This is a genomic window from Streptomyces sp. NPDC002838 (assembly GCF_040295365.1).
Taxonomy (GTDB): Bacteria; Actinomycetota; Actinomycetes; order Streptomycetales; family Streptomycetaceae; genus Streptomyces.
In genome coordinates this window covers 70763-94463 of the sequence record NZ_JBEOVF010000029.1, presented here as the reverse complement: position 1 = coordinate 94463, position 23701 = coordinate 70763, and the positions used below count along the sequence as shown (strand labels likewise).

At 69.7% G+C, this 23701-nt stretch carries 21 protein-coding genes; 10 read left to right on the top strand and 11 right to left on the bottom strand.

The genetic code is table 11. From position 1 onward, the window contains the following. Positions 1–57: 57 nt before the first annotated feature. The 3 genes from ABT063_RS31405 to ABT063_RS31395 form a co-directional block, all read right to left on the bottom strand. Positions 58–381 carry a hypothetical protein gene (locus tag ABT063_RS31405; RefSeq protein ID WP_351062986.1) on the bottom strand — a complete coding sequence of 108 codons (324 nt, stop codon included), beginning with the start codon at positions 379–381 and terminating at the stop codon, positions 58–60. 41 nt (positions 382–422) lie between these two features. Continuing rightward, a complete protein-coding gene (locus ABT063_RS31400; RefSeq protein WP_351062984.1) occupies positions 423–632 on the bottom strand; it encodes a hypothetical protein in 210 nt (69 codons plus the stop codon). Positions 633–710: 78 nt separating this feature from the next. After that, a complete protein-coding gene (locus ABT063_RS31395; RefSeq protein WP_351062982.1) occupies positions 711–1379 on the bottom strand; it encodes a Crp/Fnr family transcriptional regulator in 669 nt (222 codons plus the stop codon). Between the two features lie 300 nt (positions 1380–1679). Between ABT063_RS31395 and ABT063_RS31390 the strand changes: the two genes are divergently transcribed. Beyond that, on the top strand, positions 1680–2087 hold the full coding sequence (locus tag ABT063_RS31390) for a hypothetical protein (protein WP_351062980.1): 408 nt from the start codon (positions 1680–1682) through the stop codon (positions 2085–2087). Positions 2088–2247: 160 nt separating this feature from the next. Here ABT063_RS31390 and ABT063_RS31385 read toward each other — a convergent pair whose 3' ends face one another. Beyond that, positions 2248–4113: a glycoside hydrolase family 35 protein gene (locus ABT063_RS31385; RefSeq protein ID WP_351062979.1), complete on the bottom strand. Its 1866-nt coding sequence runs from the start codon at positions 4111–4113 to the stop codon at positions 2248–2250. 100 nt (positions 4114–4213) lie between these two features. Between ABT063_RS31385 and ABT063_RS31380 the strand changes: the two genes are divergently transcribed. The 9 genes from ABT063_RS31380 (at position 4214) to ABT063_RS31340 (ending at position 16215) form a co-directional block, all read left to right on the top strand. Beyond that, entirely contained in the window at positions 4214–5233 is a 1020-nt protein-coding gene (locus ABT063_RS31380) for a LacI family DNA-binding transcriptional regulator (protein WP_351062977.1), read from the top strand. 319 nt (positions 5234–5552) lie between these two features. After that, on the top strand, positions 5553–6875 hold the full coding sequence (locus ABT063_RS31375) for a carbohydrate ABC transporter substrate-binding protein (RefSeq protein ID WP_351062975.1): 1323 nt from the start codon (positions 5553–5555) through the stop codon (positions 6873–6875). Positions 6876–7001: 126 nt separating this feature from the next. After that, positions 7002–7994, top strand: a complete 993-nt coding sequence (locus tag ABT063_RS31370; protein WP_351062973.1) for a carbohydrate ABC transporter permease — start codon at positions 7002–7004, stop codon at positions 7992–7994. Between the two features lie 22 nt (positions 7995–8016). Beyond that, positions 8017–8913 (top strand): carbohydrate ABC transporter permease, encoded by an 897-nt coding sequence (locus ABT063_RS31365; RefSeq protein WP_351062972.1) that lies wholly within the window; start codon positions 8017–8019, stop codon positions 8911–8913. A gap of 47 nt (positions 8914–8960) precedes the next feature. After that, the gene (locus ABT063_RS31360) at positions 8961–9140 is read left to right on the top strand and encodes a DUF6903 family protein (protein ID WP_351062971.1); all 180 of its coding nucleotides are present in this window, start codon (positions 8961–8963) and stop codon (positions 9138–9140) included. Beyond that, entirely contained in the window at positions 9137–10570 is a 1434-nt protein-coding gene (locus ABT063_RS31355; protein WP_351062969.1) for an alpha-L-fucosidase, read from the top strand. The genes ABT063_RS31360 and ABT063_RS31355 overlap by 4 nt, the downstream gene beginning before the upstream one ends. Before the next feature lie 152 nt (positions 10571–10722). Continuing rightward, complete coding sequence (locus tag ABT063_RS31350) at positions 10723–11742, top strand: peptidyl-prolyl cis-trans isomerase (protein WP_351062967.1); 1020 nt, start codon at positions 10723–10725, stop codon at positions 11740–11742. 11 nt (positions 11743–11753) lie between these two features. Then, positions 11754–14087 (top strand): discoidin domain-containing protein, encoded by a 2334-nt coding sequence (locus ABT063_RS31345; RefSeq protein WP_351062965.1) that lies wholly within the window; start codon positions 11754–11756, stop codon positions 14085–14087. Positions 14088–14331: 244 nt separating this feature from the next. Continuing rightward, a complete protein-coding gene (locus ABT063_RS31340; RefSeq protein WP_351062963.1) occupies positions 14332–16215 on the top strand; it encodes a PA domain-containing protein in 1884 nt (627 codons plus the stop codon). 67 nt (positions 16216–16282) lie between these two features. Here ABT063_RS31340 and ABT063_RS31335 read toward each other — a convergent pair whose 3' ends face one another. The 7 genes from ABT063_RS31335 to ABT063_RS31305 all read right to left on the bottom strand — a co-directional run bounded on the left by ABT063_RS31335 (position 16283) and on the right by ABT063_RS31305 (position 23678). Next, complete coding sequence (locus ABT063_RS31335) at positions 16283–17683, bottom strand: NADase-type glycan-binding domain-containing protein (protein WP_351062961.1); 1401 nt, start codon at positions 17681–17683, stop codon at positions 16283–16285. A gap of 4 nt (positions 17684–17687) precedes the next feature. Beyond that, the gene (locus ABT063_RS31330) at positions 17688–18251 is read right to left on the bottom strand and encodes a phage tail protein (RefSeq protein ID WP_351062959.1); all 564 of its coding nucleotides are present in this window, start codon (positions 18249–18251) and stop codon (positions 17688–17690) included. A gap of 37 nt (positions 18252–18288) precedes the next feature. Beyond that, on the bottom strand, positions 18289–20277 hold the full coding sequence (locus tag ABT063_RS31325; RefSeq protein WP_351062957.1) for a putative baseplate assembly protein: 1989 nt from the start codon (positions 20275–20277) through the stop codon (positions 18289–18291). Next, positions 20277–20699: a GPW/gp25 family protein gene (locus ABT063_RS31320; RefSeq protein WP_351062956.1), complete on the bottom strand. Its 423-nt coding sequence runs from the start codon at positions 20697–20699 to the stop codon at positions 20277–20279. The genes ABT063_RS31325 and ABT063_RS31320 overlap by 1 nt, the downstream gene beginning before the upstream one ends. Then, complete coding sequence (locus ABT063_RS31315) at positions 20699–21040, bottom strand: PAAR domain-containing protein (RefSeq protein ID WP_351062954.1); 342 nt, start codon at positions 21038–21040, stop codon at positions 20699–20701. Before ABT063_RS31315 ends, ABT063_RS31320 begins: the two co-directional genes overlap by 1 nt. Positions 21041–21123: 83 nt before the next feature. After that, a complete protein-coding gene (locus tag ABT063_RS31310; RefSeq protein ID WP_351062952.1) occupies positions 21124–22959 on the bottom strand; it encodes a VgrG-related protein in 1836 nt (611 codons plus the stop codon). Further along, positions 22956–23678 carry a CIS tube protein gene (locus tag ABT063_RS31305; protein ID WP_351062950.1) on the bottom strand — a complete coding sequence of 241 codons (723 nt, stop codon included), beginning with the start codon at positions 23676–23678 and terminating at the stop codon, positions 22956–22958. The genes ABT063_RS31310 and ABT063_RS31305 overlap by 4 nt, the downstream gene beginning before the upstream one ends. Between the last annotated feature and the right edge of the window lie 23 nt (positions 23679–23701).

The following is a 23701-nucleotide window of genomic DNA, read 5'->3' as shown; positions in this document are numbered from 1 at the left end:
GGATGCTTCCGCTCCCTACGCGCTCCCCGAGCACCGCGAAGGGCGAAGAACGAAGGATCAAATTCCGTAGCGACCTTCGTACTTGTCGAGGATCGCGAGAGCCTGCCCCTTCATGCGGTTCTCCGCGCGAGATCTCGCGATTTCAGCGACCTGGGACGGGGTATAGCCGAGCCAGCGCAAGGTATTCAGAGCGATGCTGATGATGTCAGCCGCTTCACGCCCCGCAGCGTCCCGGTCTTTCATGGCGAGATGCTCTTCCATCTCGTCGAATTGAATCTCCGTGGCTTTGCGGAAATGAGAGAGTGGCTTACGAGTAATTTCTTCGTGAGCCTCCTCCCAAGCATCCCAGATGTCCTGGAAGGGGCCGAGTTCCTCGTCCATATCGCCACTCCATTCTCCACCCTCTCCACGAGAGGGCTGGATCAATACACGACCGTCCCCCTGCCGAGGGATTCAGCCTGCACGGTCACCTCCGGCGATGACACACCCAATCCGATGAACATCACCCCTGCCACAACCAGCGCCACATGCCAGTGTCGGGGCAGTCGCGGCAGCTCCACCTCGTTGATCTTCAGGCCTCCACTGACGATAGCGATCGCCAGGCACGCGGCGCCCATCAGCTCCAAGGTCATGACCCACTCCTCCTTACATCTCGGACCACTCATCTCCTCTCTGTGTATTACTACACACACGAAAGATGATGTCCATACTCAGCTCTCAGCAATCTTCCGCAGCTCGTCTAGATCATTGACGACGATCTGGCGCCTACCCGTGGTGACGACCCCCAGCTCGCGCAGGCGCCTCAGTTCGATGGCCACCGCATCCCTGGACGCGCCGATGTGACTGGCAAGATCGCGCTGTGACAGCGCTGCCGAGATCACCCAGCCCTCCTCTTCGCGTTTGCCGATGTCGTCGACCAGCTCCACCAGCCAACGAGCCAACCGGCTCTTCACGTCCAACCGGGCGAGCAGTGATGTCTGGTCGGACTCGCGGCGACGACGAACCGCAGCCCGATACATGACCGGCCATAGATGATGCTTCTCGACGAAGGCCAGTAGATCAGCGGCTGCGATGTCCACCCCGGCGACCTCGGTGACGGTGGTCACCGTGGCAGAACGCGGCTCCTGCATGAGCACTCCCTCGTCCCCCATGACCTCGCCGGGACCTCGGACGGCGAGCAGCACCTCCGTCTTGTCCTCGGCGCGCTGCGTGATCTTCACGTTGCCCTCCTGGATGACCAGAACGGATCGCGAGGGCTGACCTTCCAGGAAGATCGTGTGGCCCACGGGGAAGCGCACCGGCGAGCCTTGGGCCTCGAGTTCGGCCCGCTGCCTCTCGCTCAATACATCAACGATGCAGAAGGAAGCGTTATTCACCATAGAGAAGAGTGTAGTTGTCCACACTCAAAATGAGATGCTTCCCCTCTTGTCGCCTACCGCACATGCAAGGCATCCAGGCCGACCTCGCTCCTCGTGCTGCCGAACCGGCGAAGCGGGTCCCGTACACCGAAGTGATCTCCGTCGTGAATAGGCGAAGCTACTCATCCCCCTCCCCGCCCACTGAGGCAGTGACCGCATGCGGTGAGCCCTCGAGGCAAGGCACGCTCGGTACCGAACCCCTCGGACGACCTGGAGATCCTCGTGCTTGCTCGCTCTGCCTCACGCGTGTCGACCCACCCTTTGATCCAGCGACTGAAAGCCCTGGACCTACCCGCTGAAGACTTTGCCGTCCATGGCAGCGGCCCCATGCTCGTCGCCGGCCTGAGGTCCGGCATCGGCGATCTGGACGTGGTAGCTCGCGGGCGAGCGTGGGAGAAGGCGACAGAGATCGGTGACATGGGACGATCAAAGATAAAGGGAAATCCAGTCGCAAAGTTCTGGGGTGGGCGAATAGAGGTCTTCTCCACCTGGGTTACCGACGGGGACGATGTCAGTGCCATGATCGACGAGGCCATCACCGTCGACGGGGTTCGCTTCGTCCGACTTGAACAAGTCCTGCGTTACAAGCAACTCCTACGCCGCGCCAAAGACTTACCAGACATACATGCCATCGAGGCGTACCTCCGCGAATACGGAGGCGCGGCATGACCTGCCCGGGTGAAACCGCGGCCGTGCCCGGTCCGTGCCTGTAAGACTCGTGACTTCCGCGCTCTCTTGGGTCGCCGCCTTCGCCTGACTCCGGACAACCCGAGGCCTCGGGTCACATGGCGCAGGGACAGGGGCCACCCGTTCAGAAGGGCGAACGTCGTCAGCCGAACTCCTCGACGTACTCCTCCGGCGGTCCCAGCTCGGGACGATCCCGCAACTCCAGGGTGGCGCCCAGCCGTTCCAGCTCGAGGACCGTCACGGTGTTCTCGCCGACGCGCAGCAGCGGTGCCGGGCAGTACAGCGTGACCTGCGGCCCGATCTCCCGGTAGCGGCCGAGCAGGAACCCGTTGACCCAGACGAGGCCACGGCTCGATCCGGGCAGCGCGAGGAAGGTGTCCGCGGGCGTGTCGACGTCGACCGTCGCGACGGCGAATCCGGCGTGCGTGCTCGCGGGACCGGCGGCGACCGCGCCCGCCAGTTCCGTGAAGGACCACTCCTGCAGCGCGACCGGCGTGCTGTCCCAGCCCTGCACGATGCGCCGGTCGACGAGGACGGGACCGAGCAGGCCCTTGTGCCGGCCGATGCCCGGCCCGTAGTTCACCCGGCCGAGGTTCTCGACCAGGACCTCCAGCCGTACGACGTCGCCGGTTCCGTGGAGGGGGAGTTCCGGGGCATCGGGATCGGCGACGCCGAGCAACGTGCCGTCGGCGAAGACCAGGGCCCGGTCGCGTACGTCGGTCAGGACCAGCCGGTGCTCGCCCGGCGGGATGCGCGGGTGCGCGGTGTGCAGGACCATTCCCGCGTCGAGGCCGAGACGCTCGAACGAGGCGGGGCGCGGGGCGGTGGAGGTCGGGGCCGGTACGGCGCGGAGGCCGGCGAGCAGGTCGGCGCGGTGGACGAGCGGGACGCGGGTCGGGGGGAGCGTCGGCAGGCGTGCGAGGGAGCGGAGGGGGCCGCGTGCGCCGAGCGCCTCGCGCATGGCGAAGAACTTGGCGGTCAGGCTGCCGTCCTCGGCGATCGGCGCGTCGGAGTCGTAGCTCGTCACCACGGGGTCCAGTCGGCCCTCGTGGTCGTTGGCGCCCGCCCACAGCCCGAAGTTGGTGCCGCCGTGGGCCATGTAGATGCTCACGCTGCCGCCGTCGGCGATGATGCCGCGCAGTGTGCGGACCGCGCTGTCCACCCCGCGGACGTGGTGCGGCTTGCCCCAGTGGTCGAACCAGCCGTTCCAGAACTCGGCGACGACGAACGGCTCGTCCGGTCGCCGCGCGGCGAGGAGCTGCCGGGCGGCGTCGGGCTTGGAGCCCAGGGTGACGGCCGTCAGCGTCCCGGGCAGGGTGCCGCCGTCCAGCATGAGCTCGGTGGGGCCGTCGGCGGTGAACAGCAGCTCCCGGATGCCCCGTGTGGTCAGGGCCTGGCGATTCCAGCGAAGGTAGGCGTGGTCGTCGCCGTAGCTGCCGAACTCGTTCTCCACCTGCACCGCCACGACCGGCCCGCCCTCGGATGCCTGGAGCGCGGCGATACGCGGGACCAGCTCGTCGAACCAGCGGCCGACGGCGGAGGTGAACGCCGGATCCGAGCTGCGGACCGCGACGTCCCGGCCGGTGAGCCAGCTCGGCAGTCCGCCGTTGGACCACTCCGCGCAGATGTACGGGCCGGGCCGGACGATGACGTCGAGGCCCTCCTCGCCCGCTGTGCGGACGAACCGCTCGATGTCCCGCCAGCCGTCGAAGCGTGGCGCCTCGTCCTGGTGGGGCTGATGGAAGTTCCAGGGCACGTAGGTGTCGACCGTGTTGAGCCCGAGGTCGGCGAGCCGGCGGATCCGGTCCCGCCAGAGCTCGGGGTGGACGCGGAAGTAGTGCAGTGCCCCGGACAGGATGCGATGGGGGACGCCGTGCCGGTGGACGCGGCCTCGGTGCCAGGTGAGCGCGCCGACGGCGGCGGTGACCGCGGCGTCGGTCGCGGCACCGGCCGCCGCGTCGGTCGTGGTGTGGGCCTCAGACATGTGTGTGGTGGGCGGCTCAGTCACCGTGTGAGCGTATGTTATCGATGCCATGAGTAACAAGGTTGGATAGGATCTGATGGACGGCCGCGACGAGCAGGCGCGCCGGCCGCGCGAGAGGAGCGCCATGACCGAGGGCACCGCGAGGCCGGGGCAGCCGACCATGACCGACGTGGCCCGGACCGCCGGCGTGTCGGCGCAGACCGTCTCGCGTGCGCTCCGCGGCTCACCCAACGTCAACCCCGAGACCAAAAGGCGCGTGCTCGCCGCCGTGGAACAGGTCGGCTACCGGTTCAACAGCGCCGCCAGGGCGCTCTCCTCCGGGCGCAGCCACACCATCGGGCTCGTACTGCTGGCGTCCGGCGGGTACTACTCGCGCTCGGCGGTGACGGCCGGCGTCGAGGCGGCCGCCGGTGAGGCCGGGTACGCGGTGAACATCGCGACCATCGCCGCGCTCGACACCGGCCTGATGGAGCGAGCCCTGTCCAAGCTCGCCGACCAGGGCGTCGACGGCTTCGTCATCGCCGTGCCGCTCATCTCCGTGACGCCGAAAATGGAGGACATCACCCGCGACATCCCGACCGTCACCCTCGACGGCTCGCGGACGGCGGGCGCCCGAGTGCTCGGGATCGACCAGCAGGAAGCGGGCCGTGTCGCCACGCGGCACCTGCTCGACCTGGGACACCGCCAGGTCTGGCACATCTCCGGGCCGGACGAGTGGATCGAGGCGCGCCAGCGGCGACAGGGCTGGCAGGAATGCCTGGCGGCGGCCGGGATCGAGGCGCCGCCGGTCCTCGAAGGCGACTGGTCGCCCGACTCGGGACACCGGCAGGGACAGATCATCGCGATGATCCCGGAAGTGACCGCGATCTTCGTCGCCAGCGACGAGATGGCCTTCGGGGTGATCCGCGCCCTGCGCGAGCGCGGCCGGTCGGTGCCCGACGACGTGTCCATCGTGAGCGTCGACGACATCGCCCTGGCGTCCTACTGCTCTCCGCCGCTGACGACCGTCCGGCAGGACTTCTACCGCTACGGCGCGGCGGCCGTCGCCCTGCTGCTGCGGGGCGACGACGCCGACGCCGACGAATCCGTCACCACCGCGTCACTGTCGGTACGCGCCTCCACGGCACCGCCGCGCTCCTCCTGAGCTTCGGCTCAGCCGTTCGCCGACCGGGGCTCGGGTCAGCCGTTCACCGACCGACCTTGTGTGGGCCGTTAGCCCACCGGGCTCCGTGTGCCCGCTCTCTGAAATGCCTCATGTGGGCCCCTTGCGCCTTCATACGGATCGGTGCCACCGTAAGGCCTCATGTTATCGGTGCCACCGTAACAAGTCCGGATCGCCATGTGGTCCGGACCTCGGGCGCGGTGGTGCGGCGTCACGGCGGTGTGGCCTCCGACGGGGCCGGCCCCGGACCTGCTCCACCGCTCGCAGCCAGGTGGGCAACTGTCCACGGGAAGGACCCCACATGAGGAGATCGCTCGTCCTCGCGGGCGCCGCGGTCACGGTGCTCGGACTGCTCGCCGGCTGTTCCGGCGGCGGGAGCAGCTCGGAATCCGGCAAGACGACCCTCAAGGTCGCCGCCCTCGAAGGCGGCTACGGCCGCGCCATGTACACGCAGGTCATCAAGCAGTACGAGGCCTCGCACCCCGATATCGATGTCCAGTTGCAGATCTCGAAGAGCATCGAGGACGAGATCACCCCGAACATGAAGGCGGGCAAGTACCCGGACGTCGTCGTGCTCGGCCAGGGCCGCAAGGCCGCCCTCACCGAGACCCTCATCAAGGACAAGGCCCTGGAGGACCTCACCCCGGTGCTCAAGGCGAAGGTCCCCGGCGAGGACAGGACCGTGGGGGACAAGCTCACCAAGAACATCGTCGGCAACCTCAACACCAACCCGTACGGCAACGATCAGACGTATCTCATGCCGATGTACTACGCGCCGACCGGACTCTTCTACAACCAGGGCCTGTTCGAGCAGAAGGGCTGGAAGGTCCCCGGCACCTGGGACGAGATGTTCGCGCTCGGAGACACGGCCAAAAAGCAGGGCATACCGCTGTTCACCTACCCGACCGCCGGGTACCTCGACTCGTTCTTCTTCGCGCTCCTCGCCGACGTCGGCGGGGAGCAGTTCTACACCGACGTCATGACGTACAAGAAGGACGTCTGGAAGTCGGCGGACGCCCGCAAGGCCCTCGACATCACCACCAGGCTGCTGGGCTACGCCGCGCCGGCCACCGTCGGATACGCCAACGAGCAGGACTTCACCAAGAACCAGCAGCTGGTCCTCGACAACAAGGCGCTGTTCATGCCGAACGGGACCTGGATCGTCGGCGAGATGGCGGACGCTCCGCGTGCGAAGGGCTTCCAGTGGGGGCTGACGCCGCTGCCGGCGGTCACCGCGGGCGGCAAGCGCTACATCACGACGTCGGTCGAGTCGGCCTGGGTCCCAAGCGCCGCCCGGAACAAGGACGCGGCAAAGGACTTCATCGCCTACCTGTACTCCGACGAGGCGGCGAAGACCTTCGCCAAGTCGAACGCGATCCAGCCGATCGAGGGCATCGCGAGCAGCCTGTCCGGGGAGAACGCCGAGTTCTACAAGGTGTACGAGGACCCGTCGGTCTCCGCGCTCGTCGGCGGGTTCGCCTCCGCCGCGCCCGTCGAGGGCGTCGACATCAAGGCCACGCTCTTCGACACCGCCAACAGCATCATCAGCGGCGACACCACCGAGGACAAGTGGCAGACCGCGCTGAACGACGCCAGCGAGAAGCTGCGCCAGGCGGGCGACTGACGGTCCCGGCGGCGGCCCGCCCATGCCGGGCCGCCGCCGGTGCCTCTCCACCCCGGGAGAGACCCGGGAGCCCCTCTCCGCTCACCCAGGACTGCCTCGTATTCGTACGACCCAAGGACCGGCACGGTGACGACCCTCTCCACCCCCTCCCCAGGCTCGACGAACCGCACCTCCGAAACGGCCGACAAGGCGCCGTCCGCCGCGAGTTCCCGGCACGGCGCCCGGGCCCCGGCCCGCAGGCAGGGCAACACCGGCTTCGTGCTCGCCTGCCTGCTCCCCGCGCTGGCGCTCTTCGCGGTGTTCATGATCATCCCGACCGTGAACGTGTTCCGCATGTCCCTCTACTCCTGGGGCGGGTTCTCCCCGGACATGCGCTTCGTGGGGCTCGACAACTTCACCCACCTCCTCGACGACAAGCAGTTCGTGCGCGCGTTCCAGAACACGGTCGCGCTCCTGGTCGTGGTGACCGTCGTGACGATGAGCATGGGCCTGTTCCTCGCCGCGATCATGACCCGGCAACGGCTGCGCGGGCGAAACCTGTACCGGTTCGTCCTCTACATCCCGAACGTGCTCTCGGTGGTCGTGATCGCGGCGATCTTCTCCGCCGTGTACGACCAGAAGAACGGCCTGCTCAACGGCACACTCCGGCTGCTGTCCCTCGACGGCCTGCAACAGGTCTGGCTCGGCGACCAGAAGATCGTGCTCTACTCCGTGGCGATCGCGATGGTCTGGCAGTCGCTGGGCTACTACATGGTCCTCTACATGGCGGGCATGGCGAGCATCCCGGAGGAGCTGTACGAGGCGAGCGCGCTCGACGGAGCCTCCGCCACCCGGCAGTTCTTCGCCATCACGCTGCCGCTCATCTGGCAGAGCCTGCGCACCACGCTGACGTTCTTCGTCATGAGCGCCGTGAACCTCAGCTTCGTCCTCGTCCGCGCGATGACCGGCGGCGGACCCGACGGCTCCTCCGACGTCCTGCTCAACTACATGTACAAGCAGGCGTACACGAACTCGTCGTACGGCTACGGCATGGCCATCGGTGTCGTCATCTTCGCGTTCTCGTTCCTCGTGTCGCTCCTGGTGAGCCGGGCGACGAAGCGCGAACCCCTCCAGTTCTGAGAGCTCTTCGAGGACAGACACCATGACTACGATCAACTCGTCGTCCCGCTCCCGTATGGGCCGCCCCCGCACGGGCCGGACACTCACCTACGCCCTCGTCGTCGCCCTCGCGCTCGCCATCGCGGTGCCGGTCGCCTGGGTGCTGCTCGCCTCGCTCAAACAGAAGGGCGAGTTCTTCGGCAGCCCCTGGACGCTGCCGAAGGGCCTGCACTTCCAGAACTACGTCGACGCCTTCGTCACCGCGCACATGGGTCGGTACTTCCTGACCTCGGTGCTCGTCACGGTGCTCGGGCTGGTGTTCGTCCTGGCGGTCTCGGTGCCGGCGGCCTACGTCATCGCCCGCTACGAGTTCCGCGGCCGCCGTGTCGTGGAGACCGCGCTCCTGGCCGGGCTCTTCGTCAACGTCAACTACATCGTCGTACCGATCTTCCTCATGCTCGTCGACTGGGACCGCGCACTCGTCGACGTCTTCCCCGGCGGCTTCTTCATCGACAACCCCGGAGTCCTGTCGCTCGTCTACGCGGCCACGTCGATCCCGTTCACCATCTACCTGCTCACCGCGTACTTCCGGTCGATACCGGTCGAGTACGAGGAGGCCGCCGCCCTGGACGGGGCGTCCCGCTTCCGGATCATGACCCAGGTCATGCTCCCGATGGCGCGCCCGGCGGTCACCACCGTGATCCTGTTCAACTTCCTGGCCTACTGGAACGACTTCATCATCGCGCTCACCCTGCTCCCCGGCGAGGGCAAGACGCTGCAGGTCGGCCTGCTCAACCTGTTCACCGCGCAGAAGGCGGCGGCCGACTACGGACGTCTCTACGCCGGCATGGTCATCGTCATCGTTCCCGTCCTCATCCTCTACGCGGTCATCCAGCGCCGCCTCATCGCGGGCATGGCATCCGGCGGAGTGAAGGGCTGACCCCCGGCCGGCATCAGTGGCTCGCGGCATCAGTGGAAGGAAACGTCATGAAGGAATCGACACGTACGGCGCTGCTCGTCACCGCCCGTACGCTCGTCGCGGCAGCCTGCCTCACGCTCGTCGTCACCGCGCGCACGACGGTCGGGTGGGGAAACCTCCTGCTCATGCTCGCCGCGCTGGCCGGGCTGCTGGCCCTGCTCGCCTCGTACAACCGGCGGTTCCGGTGACCGCGGCCGCGGCGCCCGGACAGGCGCGGGCGCTGGCCGCGGTCCGCCCGAGCGAGCGCCAACTCACCTGGCAGGCAATGGAGTTCTACGGCTTCATCCACTTCGGCATGAACACCATGACGGACCGGGAGTGGGGCGAGGGACACGACGACCCGGCCGCCTTCGACCCGGCCGGGCTCGACGCCGACCAGTGGGTCGCGGCGCTCAAGAGCGCCGGGATGACCGGCGTGATCCTCACCTGCAAGCACCACGACGGGTTCTGCCTGTGGCCGAGTGACGTCACCGCCTACTCGGTCGCCTCGTCGCCGTGGCGAGGCGGACAGGGCGACGTGGTCGCGGAGGTCGCCGACGCGGCCCGCCGGCACGGCCTGCGATTCGGGATCTACCTGTCCCCGTGGGACCGCACCGAGGCGTCCTACGGCTCCGGGACCGCGTACGACGACTTCTACGTCGCCCAGCTCACCGAACTGCTCACCCGGTACGGGCCGGTGTTCTCGGTCTGGCTGGACGGCGCGAACGGCGAGGGCCCCAACGGCAAGACCCAGGTGTACGACTGGGAGCGGTACTACGCGGTGGTCCGCGAGTTTCAACCGGACGCGGTCATCAGCGTGTGCGGACCCGACGTCCGCTGGTGCGGCAACGAGGCCGGTGACACCCGCCCCGACGAGTGGAGCGTGGTGCCGCGCGCCCTGCGGGACGCCGAGCGCACCGCGGACCGCTCGCAGCAGGCGGACGACGGTACCTTCGCCCGGCTCGTACGCAGCGACGACCGCGACCTCGGCAGCCGCGCGGCGCTGGCCGGGCACGAGAACGACCTGGTCTGGTATCCGGCCGAGGTCAACACCTCGATCCGTCCCGGCTGGTTCCACCACCCGGCCGAGGACGCCGAAGTCCGTTCCGTGGACGAGCTGTTCACCATCTACCTGCGCGCTGTCGGCGGCAACTCCTGCTTCCTGCTCAACGTCCCGCCGGCCCGGGACGGGCGCATACGGGACACCGACGTGGCGGTCCTCGATCAACTCGGGCGGCGTATCGAGGACTTCCGGGCGGGGCGGATCGAGGCGACCGCGACGGTCTCGTCGGGGACCGCGGGCGACGTCGCGACCGCGTGGCCGGGCGCTGGGCGTACGCCGTGGCGGCCGGACGACACGGACCCCCGGCCCGGCGTGACACTCACGTTCGCACGGCCCCACCCGGTCGAGGCGGTCGTCCTGGGCGAGGACATCACGCGGGGGCAGCGCATCGAGCACGTCGTCGTCCGGGGCCGCCGGGACGGGCGGTGGACGACGCTCGCGGAGGCGCACGCGGTGGGCCATCAGCGCATCCTGACGTTTCCGCCGGTCGAGGTCGACGCCGTACGGGTCGAGGTGCCGGAGGCGCGGGACACGCCCGTCGTCGCCCGGGTGGCTGCGATCGGGGCGGTGTCATGAAGGGCACTTCGGCCAGGCAGGGCACGTCGCGTAAGCCAGGCCCTTCGCGCAAACCAAGCGCCACCTCCCGTAGACCAGGCAGACCGGGCACCTCAAGGAAGCCGGCCACCTCCCGCAAGCCGTCGCGCCGGGCCGTTCTCCTCGTAACAGGCGTGTGCACAGCCGTCGCCGCCCTGGTGATCACCGCAGTGACGATGCTCAGCGACCGCACCAGCGAGACCAGCGAGGTCGCCTCCCTCGACGGGCACCCCGTGACCCGCGACGAACTGCTCTTCCACATGCGGCGGCTCGCGCCGACCGTGCAGAACGAGCTGCGCAACAAGTACGACGTCCGGGGCACGATCGACTGGAACGCGAAGGCCGGCGACAAGACCGCGCTCCAGCGCCTCGAGACCCGGGCGCTCTACGAGATCTGGCGGGACAAGACCACGCTCGTCCTCGCGAAGGAGCAGGGGCTCGTCGACTCCGTGGACCACGCTGACTTCCTCGCCGAACTGGCCCAGGAGAACGAGGCCCGTGCCAAGGCCATCGCCGCGGGCCGGACCGTCTACGGCGTCGCGCGGTTCTCCCCCGAGGAGTTCTACACACACCGTCTGACCGAGCTCACCACGAGCCTGAAGAAGCGGCTCAGCGCGGACGCCGGCGCCCCGCTCCACGTCACCGACGCCGAGGTCCGGCGCGAGTTCGACGCCGACCGGGACGCCTGGAGCGCCAACGCGACGACCTACAAGTACGCGCAGCTCGTCGTACCGATCCCCGACGGCGCTTCCGCGGACTACGCAGCCGGCCTGCAGCGGCGGGTGACCGCCGCCGGGCGCCTCGCGGCCGTCGCCGCCGGGGAACCCGGTGCCAAGCTCACGACCGGCACGTACGACGGCAGTGGCTCGACCGGGCTGAACACCCACGACCAGGACCTCATGGCGGTGCTCGGCAAACTCGCACCGGGCACGATCTCCGCCCCCGTCAAGGGCACCGGCCAGATCACCTACTACGAGCTCGACGGCAAGAACGTCGACGAGGACAAGGCGTTCGCCGACTACTCCCAGCGGATCCGGCAGTCGCTCGTCGACGAGAAGTTCACCCAGTTCCTCCAGCGCCGGGTCAAGAGCGGCGACATCGATGTCGACACCTCGGCGATGGACGCCATCAACGCAGAGGATGTGCAGCAATGAGACCTGTCCCCATGACACCTGTCGATACCGGACCACCCCTCATACGGTCGTTGTACGCGGGCTTCGTCGCCCTGCTCGCCGCGCTGCTCGTAGGCTCGCTCGTTCCCACCGCGCACGCCGCCGCGGCCCCGGACCGCGCACCCGCCCCCACCCCCGCAGCCGCCAAACCGTCCTGGCCGGGCAACATGCCGAACACGACCGGCGGTACGGACTACTTCATCGACGCCACCAACGGTCGCGACAACGCGGCCGGGACCTCACCGAAGACCGCCTGGCGCACCCTGGCCAAGGCCAACGCGAAGACGTTCGCACCGGGCGACCGCATCCTGCTCAAGGCCGGTGCGCAGTGGCAGGACGAGCAGCTGTGGCCGAAGGGCTCGGGCAGCTCGGGCAGGCCTATCACCATCTCGGCGTACGGCGACCCGAGCGCCGGCCGTCCGTATATCGCGACGAACGGCAAGGTGCCGAACCCGTTCAACGCGGACGGCACGAAGAATCCCGCCACCGTCGGCCTGACCGGCGCCATCGTGCTGCGCAATCAGCAGTACTGGAACATCAACAACGTCGAGCTGTCCAACGACGACGACTTCGCGACCGACATCACCACAGGGTCCTACGTCCGCGACGGAATCATGGTCTCGATCAACGCCGACCTCCTGAAGGACGGCGCGGACAACATCATGGACCACTTCCGCATCTCGAACGTGTTCGTCCACAACCTCGACGGCCCGAGCACCTGGCAGCGGATCCACTACGGAGCCGTCGACTTCCAGGTCTTCGGCAGCCGCAGCTACAAGGAGTACGACACCGGCGGCTACTACTTCAAGGACGTCCGGATCGAGAACAACACCTTCGAGAACGTCGAACTGCACGCCGTCCAGTTCGCGTTCAACTGGTTCTACGACCGCGACGCGGACTCCGGCCAGTACGACGAGAGCGGGAAGTGGCACGAGGGCTGGGAACAGCTGTGGGTGCGCACCCGCGACCTGTACAGCCGTGATGTCTACATCGGCCACAACTACGCCAAGAGCATCGGCCAGGGCGCGATCCAGCTCGCCAACACCAAGAACATGACAGTCGAGTACAACGAGGTGAACGGCTATCTGGAGCGCTACGACGCGGTCTCCTGCGCGCTCTACCTGTGGGCCGGAGCCGACTCGGTCATGCAGTTCAACGAGGTCTACGGCGGCCCGAACAACGAGTTCGACGGCACCCCGTGGGACCTCGAGTACACGAACTTCAACGTCACGTACCAGTACAACTACTCGCACGACAACGCGGCGGGCTGGATGGCCTACATGGGCAACAGCTCCAACTCGGTGGCCCGCTACAACCTGAGCGTCAACGACAACGGCGTCCTGGTGAAGAACATGCTGTCGACGAACTACTCGCCGACGTACTTCACGAACAACACCTTCGTCTACGACGGCGCGGACCTCGACTACGTCCACGACGAGACGTTCCTCAGCCGCGTCTACTTCCTGAACAACATCTTCTACAACACCTCGAAGACCACTGAGACACCGTGGTACCGCCGAACCGGCGCCCTACGGCAGGCCGTGTTCTCCAACAACGACTACTACGAGGCCGGCGGCACCCACTCCCCCCAGGAACCGGCCGACCCGAAGGGGCTGCGAACCGACCCGCGATTCGTCGGTGACCCCGCCGACTACGTCACCGGGGCGGGCGTGAACAAGATCCGAAAGGCCGCGGCGCACTTCGCCCTCCGAAACGACTCACCGCTCATCGACGCCGGCCGGTACAACCCGCACCTGGGCACCAAGGACTTCCTCGGCACGCACATCTACTACGGCAAAGCACCGGACATGGGCATCGCCGAGAGCCGCATCGGTCCCCAGGTCACCAACCCGGTCGACGACGACCCCATCGAGGAAGAGGCGGACAACCGGGTCGACCTCGCGCTCGGCAAACCCGTCACGGCGAGCTCGACCCACCCGGGGGCCAACGGGACGCTCACCGCGGACAGGCTGACCGACGGCGACCTCACGACCCGCTGGGCCGCGGCCGACGACGCCGCCTACCCGATCACGCTCGACATCGACTTCGGCGTGGACACCACCTTCGACGAGGTCTACCTGGACGAGTACACCGACTCGGGCACCAACCCGCGGGTGCGGTCCTTCGAGCTCCAGCGCTGGGACCCCGGGACCGGCACATGGGTGACCTTCGCGAGCCGCGACACCGGCATCGGGCACGACCTCACCGTGACCGGCTTCGGCGACGTCACCACCTCGCGGCTCCGGGTGGCGCTCACCGGTCAGATCGCGACGGAGCAGTACACCCCGACGCTGACCGAGATCGCTGTCTACCGCTCCGGCGAGTAGGCCGGGCCGGAGCGTGTAGCGGCCAGGGGCGGGTGGATGCCACGGCGTCCACCCGCCCGCCGAGCACCATCAACTCCCGTTGACCGCCACGTCCCCTGACGCACCGTCCGAAGCCGACAGTCAATACGATCACGTTAACGCGGCTCCGCAACCCTTTCCTCACAGGCCGGCCACAGAGTACGTTCCCCTCGCTGCCCCCCGCGCCTTCTTCACTCTCAGACCAAGGAGAGCCATGGGAAGAGCCATGGGCAGAGCGAGAACCCGCGTACGCGCCCTGGGCTGTCTCGCCGCGGTGGGCCTTGTCGCAGGTGCCTTCGCCGGTGTCGCCCACGCACATGACGGTGTCTCCGCCGACGACGGCGGTATCGACAACGCCAAGGCCACACACGATCACCACAGCCACCAGCACGGTGGTGACGAGGGCCATCTCCCCGCCGGAAGCGAGAACGTCCGCCTCGTCAGCGAACTCGGCCTGAAGAACGTCGAACCCGAGAAGATCGCCGACGTCGGCGTCTTCAAGGGGTACGCCTACCTCGCCGCCTGGGGCGGCGCGACCTGCAAGTACAACGGCGTGCACGTGGTGGACATCCGCAAGCCGGCCACGCCCAAGGAGGTCGCCTTCATCCAGGCCAAGGAGGGCAGCGCACCGGGCGAGGGCATCCAGACCCTGCACATCGACACCCCGTACTTCGACGGTGACGTGCTGGTCAGCAACAACGAGAAGTGCAAGGAGACCGCCGGCTTCGGCGGGATGAACCTCTACGACGTCAGCGATCCGGCCCACCCGACCCCGCTCGCCGAGGGCGTCGGCGACCACACGGCAGCGGGTCAGGGCAAGAAAGACGCCAACGAGATCCACAGCGTCTACGCCTGGGACGCGGGCAGCAAGGCGTACGCGGTCATCGTCGACAACGAAGAGGGCCCGGACGTCGACATCGTCGACATCACCAACCCCAAGAAGGCCAAGGTCATCGCGGAGTACGACCTCGACGAGGCGTTCCCGCGGATCGTCCAGGGCGCCCCGGCCAACCTCAGTGAGATCTTCCTGCACGACATGGTCGTCAAGGAGATCGGCGGCCGGCAGATCATGCTCGCCTCCTACTGGGACGGCGGCTACGTCACCCTCGACGTGACCGACCCGACGAAGGCCACCTACCTCGGCGACACCGACTTCGCCGCACTCGACCCCGAGATGCTGGAGAGCGGATTCGAGGTCGTGCCCGAAGGCAACGCCCACCAGGCCGAGTTCACCCTTGACAACAAGTACGTCATCGGCGCCGACGAGGACTTCGGGCCGTACGCGCTCACCGCCCGCAACCTCACCGACGGCACCGAGCTGACGGCGAGCCAGGGCAGCAACACCACGCGCCTGGAGGAGGGCCGGACCATCACCGGCGACTCGGTCTTCGCGGGCCGGGCCTGCCCCGGTGACCCGGCGGTCCCCGCCGGTGACCCGAACGCCGTGGACGTCGCCGTCGTCGAGCGTGGCGTGTGCACCTTCAGCGAGAAGGTCGCGAGCGTCATGGCCGCGGGCGGCTACGACGCCGTACTCACCTTCAACCGCACCGGCACGGACGCCTGCGACCAGACGCTCGGCATGAGCGTCGAGGGCGACATCCCGACGTTCGGTGTCGCACCGCGCGGCCAGGGCTTCGCCCTCTTCGGACAGCCCTACGACGACGCGGCCTGCCTCGCCGGAACGGGCCCCGAGCAACTGCCCGTGGCGCTCGGCACCAAGGGCGACCGGCTCACCTTCTCGTCGTACTTCGACGGCTGGGGGTACGCGCACCTCTACCGCAACGAGAGCGGCAAGCTCACCGAGCTGGACACCTACGCCGTTCCCGAGGCGCACGACCCCGCCCACGCGACGGGCTCCGGCGACCTGTCCATCCACGAGGTGGCCGTCTCAGAGAAGCGGGCCGACCTGCTCTACTTCTCGTACTACGCGGCCGGGCTGCGCGTCGCGAAGATCGTCGACGACAAGATCGTGGAGGTCGGCCACTACATCGACGAGGGCGGCAACAACTTCTGGGGCGCCCAGGTCTTCGCCTCCGGCGGCAAGGAGTACGTCGCCGCCTCCGACCGCGACCACGGGCTCTACATCTTCGAGTACACCGGAGGACTGTGACAACGCGGGGCCGCGCCGATGCGGGCGCGGCCCCGCGCGCCTTGGATGGATGCAGGGGCGGTCGCTGTCAGCTTCGCTGGAAGAACTCCACCTCCGCCAGGGCCAGATGACGGCCCGCAGTCAGGCCGGCGGCCGAGCGCAGGACCAGGCGTACCGTCTTCGCGTCGCTGATCCCGGTGGGGATCGTCTGCGGGCCCGGTTTGTCGCTGAGGGTGAGTGTCTTGTCGTGCTTCGTGCCGTCCGGCGTCGTCACCTCCAGGTCCAGCTGGAGCGCGCGTGCCTGGCGGGTGTACTCCTCCGGAGACGCGGACGGGCCGTTGGTGATGATCAGGTCGACCAACCGGAACGGCTCGCGGAAGGTGTAGGTCAGCGAAGCGCCCGGCGCGGGGGCGCCCCAGTAGCTGTTGCTCAGCCCGTCCGTGGTGTTCTTCGCCGGGTGCCGAGGGAGCTCGGCGCTCGCCTCGATGTCCACCGGGGTCACGGGCTTGGCCTTGCTCAGTTTGTCCCGGGTGTCCTCGACCAGGGCGCGTCCGACCGGCAGCAGCAGGAGGCCGCCCGCGCACAGAGCCACCACCACGGCCAGGATCACCAGGAGCCGCACCAACCTGCCCGAGCTCGCCCGCACCCGGCGGCGCAGCGGCCACATGGTCCGCCACCACGGCAGCGGGGCGGGCTTCGCGGCGGGGTTCAGCTCAGTCGCGCAGCGTCGGCAGAACCGGCGGTCCGGCGGGTTGGGCGTGCCGCAGGCGGGGCAGGGCTCCCCCGCCGCTTCGTCCGGCACCGCCGAGGGACGTACGACGGGGCGGGGCGCCACCGGCTTCGCCGGGCGTACGGGCAGCACGGGGTCCGGCGACGGAACCTCGGGAGTGGGGGTGGCCGGGGTCCGAGGGCCCGGCATGTTCCGGACGGTCGGAGCAGGTGGGGTGCTGGGGGTCGACGGTGCGGCCGGGGCGGTGGGGGGAGCTTCGCCTGTGTGGGGGGTTTCTTCGGTGCCAGTGGTCTCGCTCGTGGTCTCGCCGGTGGTCTCGCCGGTGGTCTCGCCGGTGGTCGAGTGGTGCGCGGAGGCGGGGTGCTCAGTGCGGACATCGTCGGGTCCGGCCTCGGGCGGAGGGCTCGTGGCCTCCTCCTGGCCGGGGTCGGCGCCGGGATTCTCGTCGCCGCCGGAGCGTGAGCCCGCGGCATGCGAAGCGCTCGGTCCCCTCCCCCTCGCCTCGCTGCGGCCGCGGCCGGTCAGCCGGGTGCGCGACGACGAGGTGCCACCAGCCGCGGCGGACGCGGGCTCCTCCGCCGGGGGCGATGCGGGCGCCGGGGTGGGGTCCGGCGGGGTGGTGGGGTCAGGCGGAGCCGAGGGCTCCGAGGGCGTGCTCGGGGCCGGCGTGGTGTCCGACCAGCCCAGGTACGCACCGCAGTTGCCGCAGAAGTCGTCCGCGGAGCCGTTGGACGCCCCGCACGCGGGACACGCGCGCATGGCGTCACCTCCCTTCATCGGCGGGCGGGCCGGGCAGGATCTCCACCCGGCAGACGGTGTGTACCGGGCACATGGCCCGGACGATCTCGTGGACCCGAGCCGCGTCCACCCGCGCCTCGTGGTCCGGCCACACCCGGACCAGGGGCCGGCCGGGGGGCTGCGGCGGCAGGTCGGCGCCCGCGGTCCTCGACCATGTCGCGCCGCCGTCCCCGGTCACCTCGGCGTGCACACCGAGCGCGAGCCGCAGGCCCTCGACCAGGCCGCGCCTGGTGCCGCGCCACCGGTGCAGCTCCACCGCGCGGACCACAGCCTCGCGGCGCGGCTCCACGGGCCACCGCGGGTCGTCGGCGGCGCCCACCCACGACGCCAGCCAGGCCAGGAAGTCGCTCGGAGTGACCCGGGGGTCGAGATAGGCGGGCAGGTTGTCGAGGGTCGCGAACACCGGGGCGAGGACGGTGTCGAGACCGGCGGTGAACCGCTGCGCGAAGTCGTCGTCGGCGTACAGGGCGGGCAGTTGCCCGCCGATCGGGTACCGGCTCGGCAGGCCGGGTACGGCGGCGCGGCTCATCCCCACACCCCCGGCCCGGTGACCGTGACGACCACGCTCATCCCCGTACCTCCGGCTCCATGGCCGTGACGACCACCTGGTGCTGGTAGGAGAAGACCAGCGCGCCCGCGGCCACGTCGATGCGGTCCGACGGCGCGCCGCGCCGCCCGGTGATCGGGTCCGCGGCGAACAGCCGGACCTCCTCCACCAGCGCGTCGCCGGTGGCGCGTTGCAGCACGCCGAACACCTCCCCGTACTGCACCGGCCGCCCGAACGGCCAACCGGTGCCGTCCGGTCCGCCGTGCAGCGGGTTGAGGTGCCGGAACAGCGCGGCGAGCGCCGCCTCGCGCACCCGGTCGGTGTCGCCCGGTGCCGCCGCGAGCCGGGCCACCACGGTGACGCCCTGGTAGACCGGCGGCTCCACCACCAGGCGGGTGCCGATCAGGCGTCGCTCGTCGAGGCTCGCGGTGATCGCTTGAAGCACCTGGTCCGAGGGGATCAGCTGCTCGAAGCGGAGCCGGTCGTCGCCCTCGTCGGCCACCGCGTCCGGCACCACCAGGACCCGCACCGCGCCCGCGCTGTCCGCACCGTCCGCGGCGGGCAGACAGCGGACCCGGCGCACGGAGGGCGCCGCCTGGCGGCTGATGATCTCGTAGTCCTCGGCGGTCACCGCGCGCTCCTGCATCCGCAGCGCGTCCGGCGCCCGCAGCTTGGCGTTGGCGACGGTTTCACCGGCGACGCCGCCGCGCGCCGCCTCCCGGTTGACGACCCGTGCCACGTACGGAACGGAGCTGCGCAGCACGGAGATCGCGCCGCGGGCGACGTTGCCCGCCGGGCCGCCGCCGGTGCGGTAGCGGGCCACCCGTATCTGGGCGCCCTTGGGCGGCACGGCGCCGCACTGCCGCAGCGTGCCGTCCGGCTCGCGCAGCACCGGGGGGAAGCTGAACTCGCCGGTGGTGGCGTCCACGCGGACATGCGGGTCGGCGGGCCCGGAGCGGCCGAAGTGCTCCACCACATCCCAGCGCTGCCACCCCGCGTCCGACGACACCTCCACCACCGGGGGTTCGCCGTCGAGGAGGACCGGCGGGCGGCCGAGCCGGAACGTCTGCCCCGCGACCCCCTCCGAGGTGCCGAGCGGCACGTCGGTCACGGTCTCGGCGTGCTCGACGGACATGGTGCCGCCCACGGTGAACACCTCCGCCTCGCGCACCGTCGGGGACTCCGAGTAGAACGGCTGGCCAGGCTCCGCCTCGGTGACGCGGCAACGCAGCCAGCCGGCCCGCGTCCCGCCGATCACCGACGCCGTATGCCCGGCCGGTACGTACACGATGACCTCGCCGGGCCGGTTCAGCCCGCCGGTGGTGTCCGTGCCGGTCTCGCACACCCGCCAGCCGCCACCGTCCCACGCCTCCCACACCAGCGGGGGCTGGCGCGGGTCCACACCGACGCCCTCCACGCGGCTGTCCAGGTGCACGGCGACCACGCAGCGCGGCACCGCCGTCGGCAGGCCGAACAGCAGCGCGTCGCCCGGCTCCGGTGCCGCCTGGAAGCAGCGCACGTCGTGGCCTTCGTCGAGTGTCCTGGTCCGGTCGGTCTGCTCACCGGTCCGGGGCGCGGTCACCAGCCGGGTCAACTCGCTGGCTACGACGCGCAGTTCGTCCGTGGTCGCGAACACCACGGCCTCGTCGCTCTCGGCCGTCCCGCCGCTCTCGCCACGCGCGGTGGTCACCTCGGTGCCCGCGGGCAGCACCACCGTGTCGGGCTGCGGCGCCGACAGCCAGAAGTCGACCTCGGCGCCGGCCGCGGCCGGCGGGAACAGGCCGATCCCCAACAGGTCGAGGAACGCCATGTAGTTCTTGTCCGGGACCCGGTTCAGCCGGTACAGCAACTGGTCCACGAGGTAGGCGAACGTCTCGATCAGGGTGACGCCCGGGTCGGAGACGTTGTGGTCGGTCCACTCCGGGGCGCGCTGCTGCACGTACCGCTTCGCCTCGTCGACGAGTTGCTGGAACCGCCGGTCGTCCAGGTTGGGGGAGGGCAGGGCCATCAGTCGGCGACCAATTCCTCAAGCCCCTCGTCGGAGGGGATCGTATAGAAGGGAAAGACCAGGTTGCGCCGGTCGTTGGTGGAACGCAGCGTGTAGTGCACGTCGATGTAGAGGGTGCCGGCCTCGACGGAGTCGAAGGCGACCACCACGTCGTCCACCGCGATGCGCGGCTCCCACCGCTCCAGGGCCTCGCGCACCTGCTGCGCGACACGTCCGGCGGTGGCGCCGTCGCCGGGGGCGAAGACGTAGTCGTGGATGCCGCAGCCGAACTCGGGGCGCATGGGGCGCTCGCCGGGCGCGGTGCCGAGCACCAGGCGGATCGCCTCCTCGATCTCCCGCTCCCGTTCGACCATGCCGATCCCGCCGGTGGGCCCGACCCGCAGCGGGAACGCCCAGCCGCGCCCGATGAACCGCTCGCTCATCAGATACCCCCGATCAGGACGTTCGGGGCGCCGGTGAGGATCATCGCGCCACACGTGGTCTGGTCGCGCGCCCGCGCGGCCGGCAACCCGCCGATGAGCACCTGGCCCCTGGCCGCCGCGGCCGGGTTGGGCAGGACCGCGTTGAGCGGCAGGGCCGCGTGCGGACCCATCGGGCAGGTGTGCAGGCTGCCCACGCCGGCGGTGGTGCCCACGCCGGTGGTCACGGCGGCGGGACGGCCGCCGATCAGCACGCGCGCCACCGCCTGGGCGGCGGGGCCGGGCGGCAGGGCGATCACACCGCCGTGGTTGGTGGGGTCACCGATACGGGCTGCGGCCGGCATGCGGTGCTCCTTTCATCGGTTACGGCTCCAGGTCATCGGTTCATCGGTTACGGCCGGCGGGTCATCGGTTACGGCTCCGGGCCTCAGTTGATCCGGACCGTCACGGCCTTGAGGACGCCCAGCGCACCGCCGTCGACGGTGACGTTCGACTTGCCGGTGACCTCCACCGAAGAGCCGTCGATCGTCACCCCGGTCGTGCCTTCGATCTCCACCTGCCGGCCCTTCACGCTCACGGTGCCCGTCCCCGCGTCCAGCGTGATGCCGCTCTTGTCGAGCAGGACGGAGGTGAGGGGGGTGCGCTTGGGGCCGGCGCCGGGGCCGTACACCGTCAGCTCGATCCGGTCCAGCCGGTCGTCGAGGCTCACTTCGAGGCGCTCGTCAGCGGTCACGAGCTTGAGTCCGGACGGACCCGGTGCCCGCGTGTCCAGCAGCTCCACCCGGTGCCCCGAACGCGACACGATGGAGCGGCGGTTGACCTTCCCGGTGGTCTTGTCGATCAGCGGGACGTCGTGGGGTGACGGCTTGTCGACGCCGTTGTAGAGCCCTCCGATGACGTACGGGCTGTCCAGCAGGCCCTGTTCGAACCCGACCAGGACCTCGTCGTTGACCTCCGGACTCACCACGCCTCCGCCGCCCTTGCCGCCCCACTGCACGGTGCGCACCCAGTCGGTGGTGTACGTGTCGTCCAGCCAGGGGAACTTCAGCTTCACCGCGCCGCTCTCGGCGCCGCCCGGCTCGCGTACGTCCGTCACCACGCCGATCGCCAGCCCCGGCATGCGCGGCCCCCGGCTCGGCGCGTTGGCGCCGGTCACCAGGCCGGCCAGGGAGCGGTCCGGGCTGGCGCTGACCCACACCGTCGTCCGGTACCCGCCGTTCGGCTCGAGGACGTGCTGCACCGCCGTGGCCGTGTAGCGGCCCGAGAACAACTGCCCGACGTTGCCGAGCGCCACGGGCTTGCCCGCCCGCAGCAGGGGGTTGCCCTCGGCCACCGCCTCCAGCTCCCCGAAGCCGGCGCTGACCTGGGCGGCCGTCGCGTCCGCGACCGCCTTCGTCTCGGCCTGGGTGCGGTACGGGGTGTCCGTGACGGTCAGCTTCGACGTCTTGCCGAACCGGGCGGCCATCGCCGGGCTGAGGCCCGGCACCACCGTGTCGCTGATCACCGACGCCTTCGGGGACACCAGCGGCATCTTCGTGGTGACGTTCCAGCCGCGCACCTCCACCGACGACGCGCCGTCCGCGGCCGACAGCGAGGCCCGCAGTGCCAGCAGGTTCGCCCCGTACTCCAGCACCATCGGGTTGCGCACGGCCGACGTCGACGGCGCGGGCGCGCCGGACGCCTTCTTCGGCTGGGTGAACTGGAGCAGCCCCTTGTCGTCGACGCTCACCTGCGCGCCACTCTCGCCCGCCAGGTACTGCAGGAACTCCCAGTCGGACACGTTCGCCTGCGAGAGCTGCTTGTAGGTGATCGGCGCGGCCTGCACGGTTCCGCAGGTCAGCCCGGCGCCCTGGGCCACCTGGCGGACAATCTGGGCCGCCGTCATGTTCCGGAACGCCACCACCTTCCGGCCCCGCTGGAGGCGGTGCGCCTTGGAGTAGGCCCGCACCACCGTGAACGAGCCCGTGCCGTCATGGTCCAGCTCAAGGCCCGTCACCTCGCCGTTGAACAGCCGCTCGCGCGCCTTGCCGGACACGGTCACCACCGACACCCGCAGCGGGGTGCCGATGGTGATGCCGGTCGCCTTCAGGAACTCGTGGTCGGGGTCGCGGAAGGTGAGCACCGCCGCGTCCGGCAGGCCCATGTTCTCGTCCACCACGCAGCTGACCAGCTGGGTGGCCCAGACCTGCGGAAGTTCGGCGGGCGTCTCCACGACGGGGTCCGCCGCGAACGACCGGCCGCCCCGTGCCCCGGGTGTGGTCACCGCTCCTCCTCATCGCCCGTGTCCCCCAGCGCCGGCACCACGAGTTCGGTGCCGGGCGCGAGCGCCATCGGGTCGTCGATTTCGTTCGCCTCCGCGATGACCCGCCAGGCCGTCGCGTCGCCGTACTCCCGCCAGGCCAGCAGGGCCAGACTGTCGCCCGCCACGACGGTGTGCGTACTGCGGGCGGTGCGCGCGCCGGACGTCGGGTTCTGGCCCGCCGGGCCGACGCTCGCCTCCTCGATCGACAGCGCGCAGGTGGCCCGCAGCGGCCTGCCGTCCACGTCGAACAGCGTGTACGACACCGACAGGCTCGACAGCACCCCGTCGAACGAGGTCGTCCGCGCGGTGCCCCACTGGAACCGCACCCACGGGCTGGCCGGCTTCTTGCGGCCCAGGCTTTTCGGGGTCGGCACGCATGCCTTCATCAGCTTCTCCACCGCCTTCTCCACGGAGTTGTCGTGAGTGGCGGTGGCGTCCAGGAACACTTCGAGGCTCAGCTCGCGCGGGCCGCTGCCGACGAACTCGGGCAGCGCCGACTGCCCCGCCATCCGGGACGGGGTACGCCGCCACTCGGTGCTCTTGCGCAGCTCCAGGGTGGAGGGGTTGAACTGGAGGTTCAGTCGCGTGATCGTCCCGCCGGGCTTCGCGCCGACCGAAGCGGGGGGCTCCTTCAGGGTCAGCTGAGCCCTGGCCCGGCTGGAGCGCGCCGCTGGGGACATGTCGGGACTTCCTTTCCGGGAGA

Excerpts from the sequence above, each read along its gene's own strand:
- ABT063_RS31405 (WP_351062986.1), bottom strand. The coding sequence starts at position 381 with ATGGACGAGGAACTCGGCCCCTTCCAGGACATCTGGGATGCTTGGGAG.
- ABT063_RS31305 (WP_351062950.1), bottom strand. The coding sequence starts at position 23,678 with ATGTCCCCAGCGGCGCGCTCCAGCCGGGCCAGGGCTCAGCTGACCCTG.
- ABT063_RS31330 (WP_351062959.1), bottom strand. The coding sequence starts at position 18,251 with ATGAGCCGCGCCGCCGTACCCGGCCTGCCGAGCCGGTACCCGATCGGC.
- ABT063_RS31400 (WP_351062984.1), bottom strand. The coding sequence starts at position 632 with ATGACCTTGGAGCTGATGGGCGCCGCGTGCCTGGCGATCGCTATCGTC.
- ABT063_RS31365 (WP_351062972.1), top strand. The coding sequence starts at position 8,017 with ATGACTACGATCAACTCGTCGTCCCGCTCCCGTATGGGCCGCCCCCGC.
- ABT063_RS31340 (WP_351062963.1), top strand. The coding sequence starts at position 14,332 with ATGGGCAGAGCGAGAACCCGCGTACGCGCCCTGGGCTGTCTCGCCGCG.
- ABT063_RS31335 (WP_351062961.1), bottom strand. The coding sequence starts at position 17,683 with ATGCGCGCGTGTCCCGCGTGCGGGGCGTCCAACGGCTCCGCGGACGAC.
- ABT063_RS31345 (WP_351062965.1), top strand. The coding sequence starts at position 11,754 with ATGACACCTGTCGATACCGGACCACCCCTCATACGGTCGTTGTACGCG.
- ABT063_RS31375 (WP_351062975.1), top strand. The coding sequence starts at position 5,553 with ATGAGGAGATCGCTCGTCCTCGCGGGCGCCGCGGTCACGGTGCTCGGA.
- ABT063_RS31395 (WP_351062982.1), bottom strand. The coding sequence starts at position 1,379 with ATGGTGAATAACGCTTCCTTCTGCATCGTTGATGTATTGAGCGAGAGG.
- ABT063_RS31360 (WP_351062971.1), top strand. The coding sequence starts at position 8,961 with ATGAAGGAATCGACACGTACGGCGCTGCTCGTCACCGCCCGTACGCTC.
- ABT063_RS31315 (WP_351062954.1), bottom strand. The coding sequence starts at position 21,040 with ATGCCGGCCGCAGCCCGTATCGGTGACCCCACCAACCACGGCGGTGTG.
- ABT063_RS31380 (WP_351062977.1), top strand. The coding sequence starts at position 4,214 with ATGACCGAGGGCACCGCGAGGCCGGGGCAGCCGACCATGACCGACGTG.
- ABT063_RS31320 (WP_351062956.1), bottom strand. The coding sequence starts at position 20,699 with ATGAGCGAGCGGTTCATCGGGCGCGGCTGGGCGTTCCCGCTGCGGGTC.
- ABT063_RS31325 (WP_351062957.1), bottom strand. The coding sequence starts at position 20,277 with ATGGCCCTGCCCTCCCCCAACCTGGACGACCGGCGGTTCCAGCAACTC.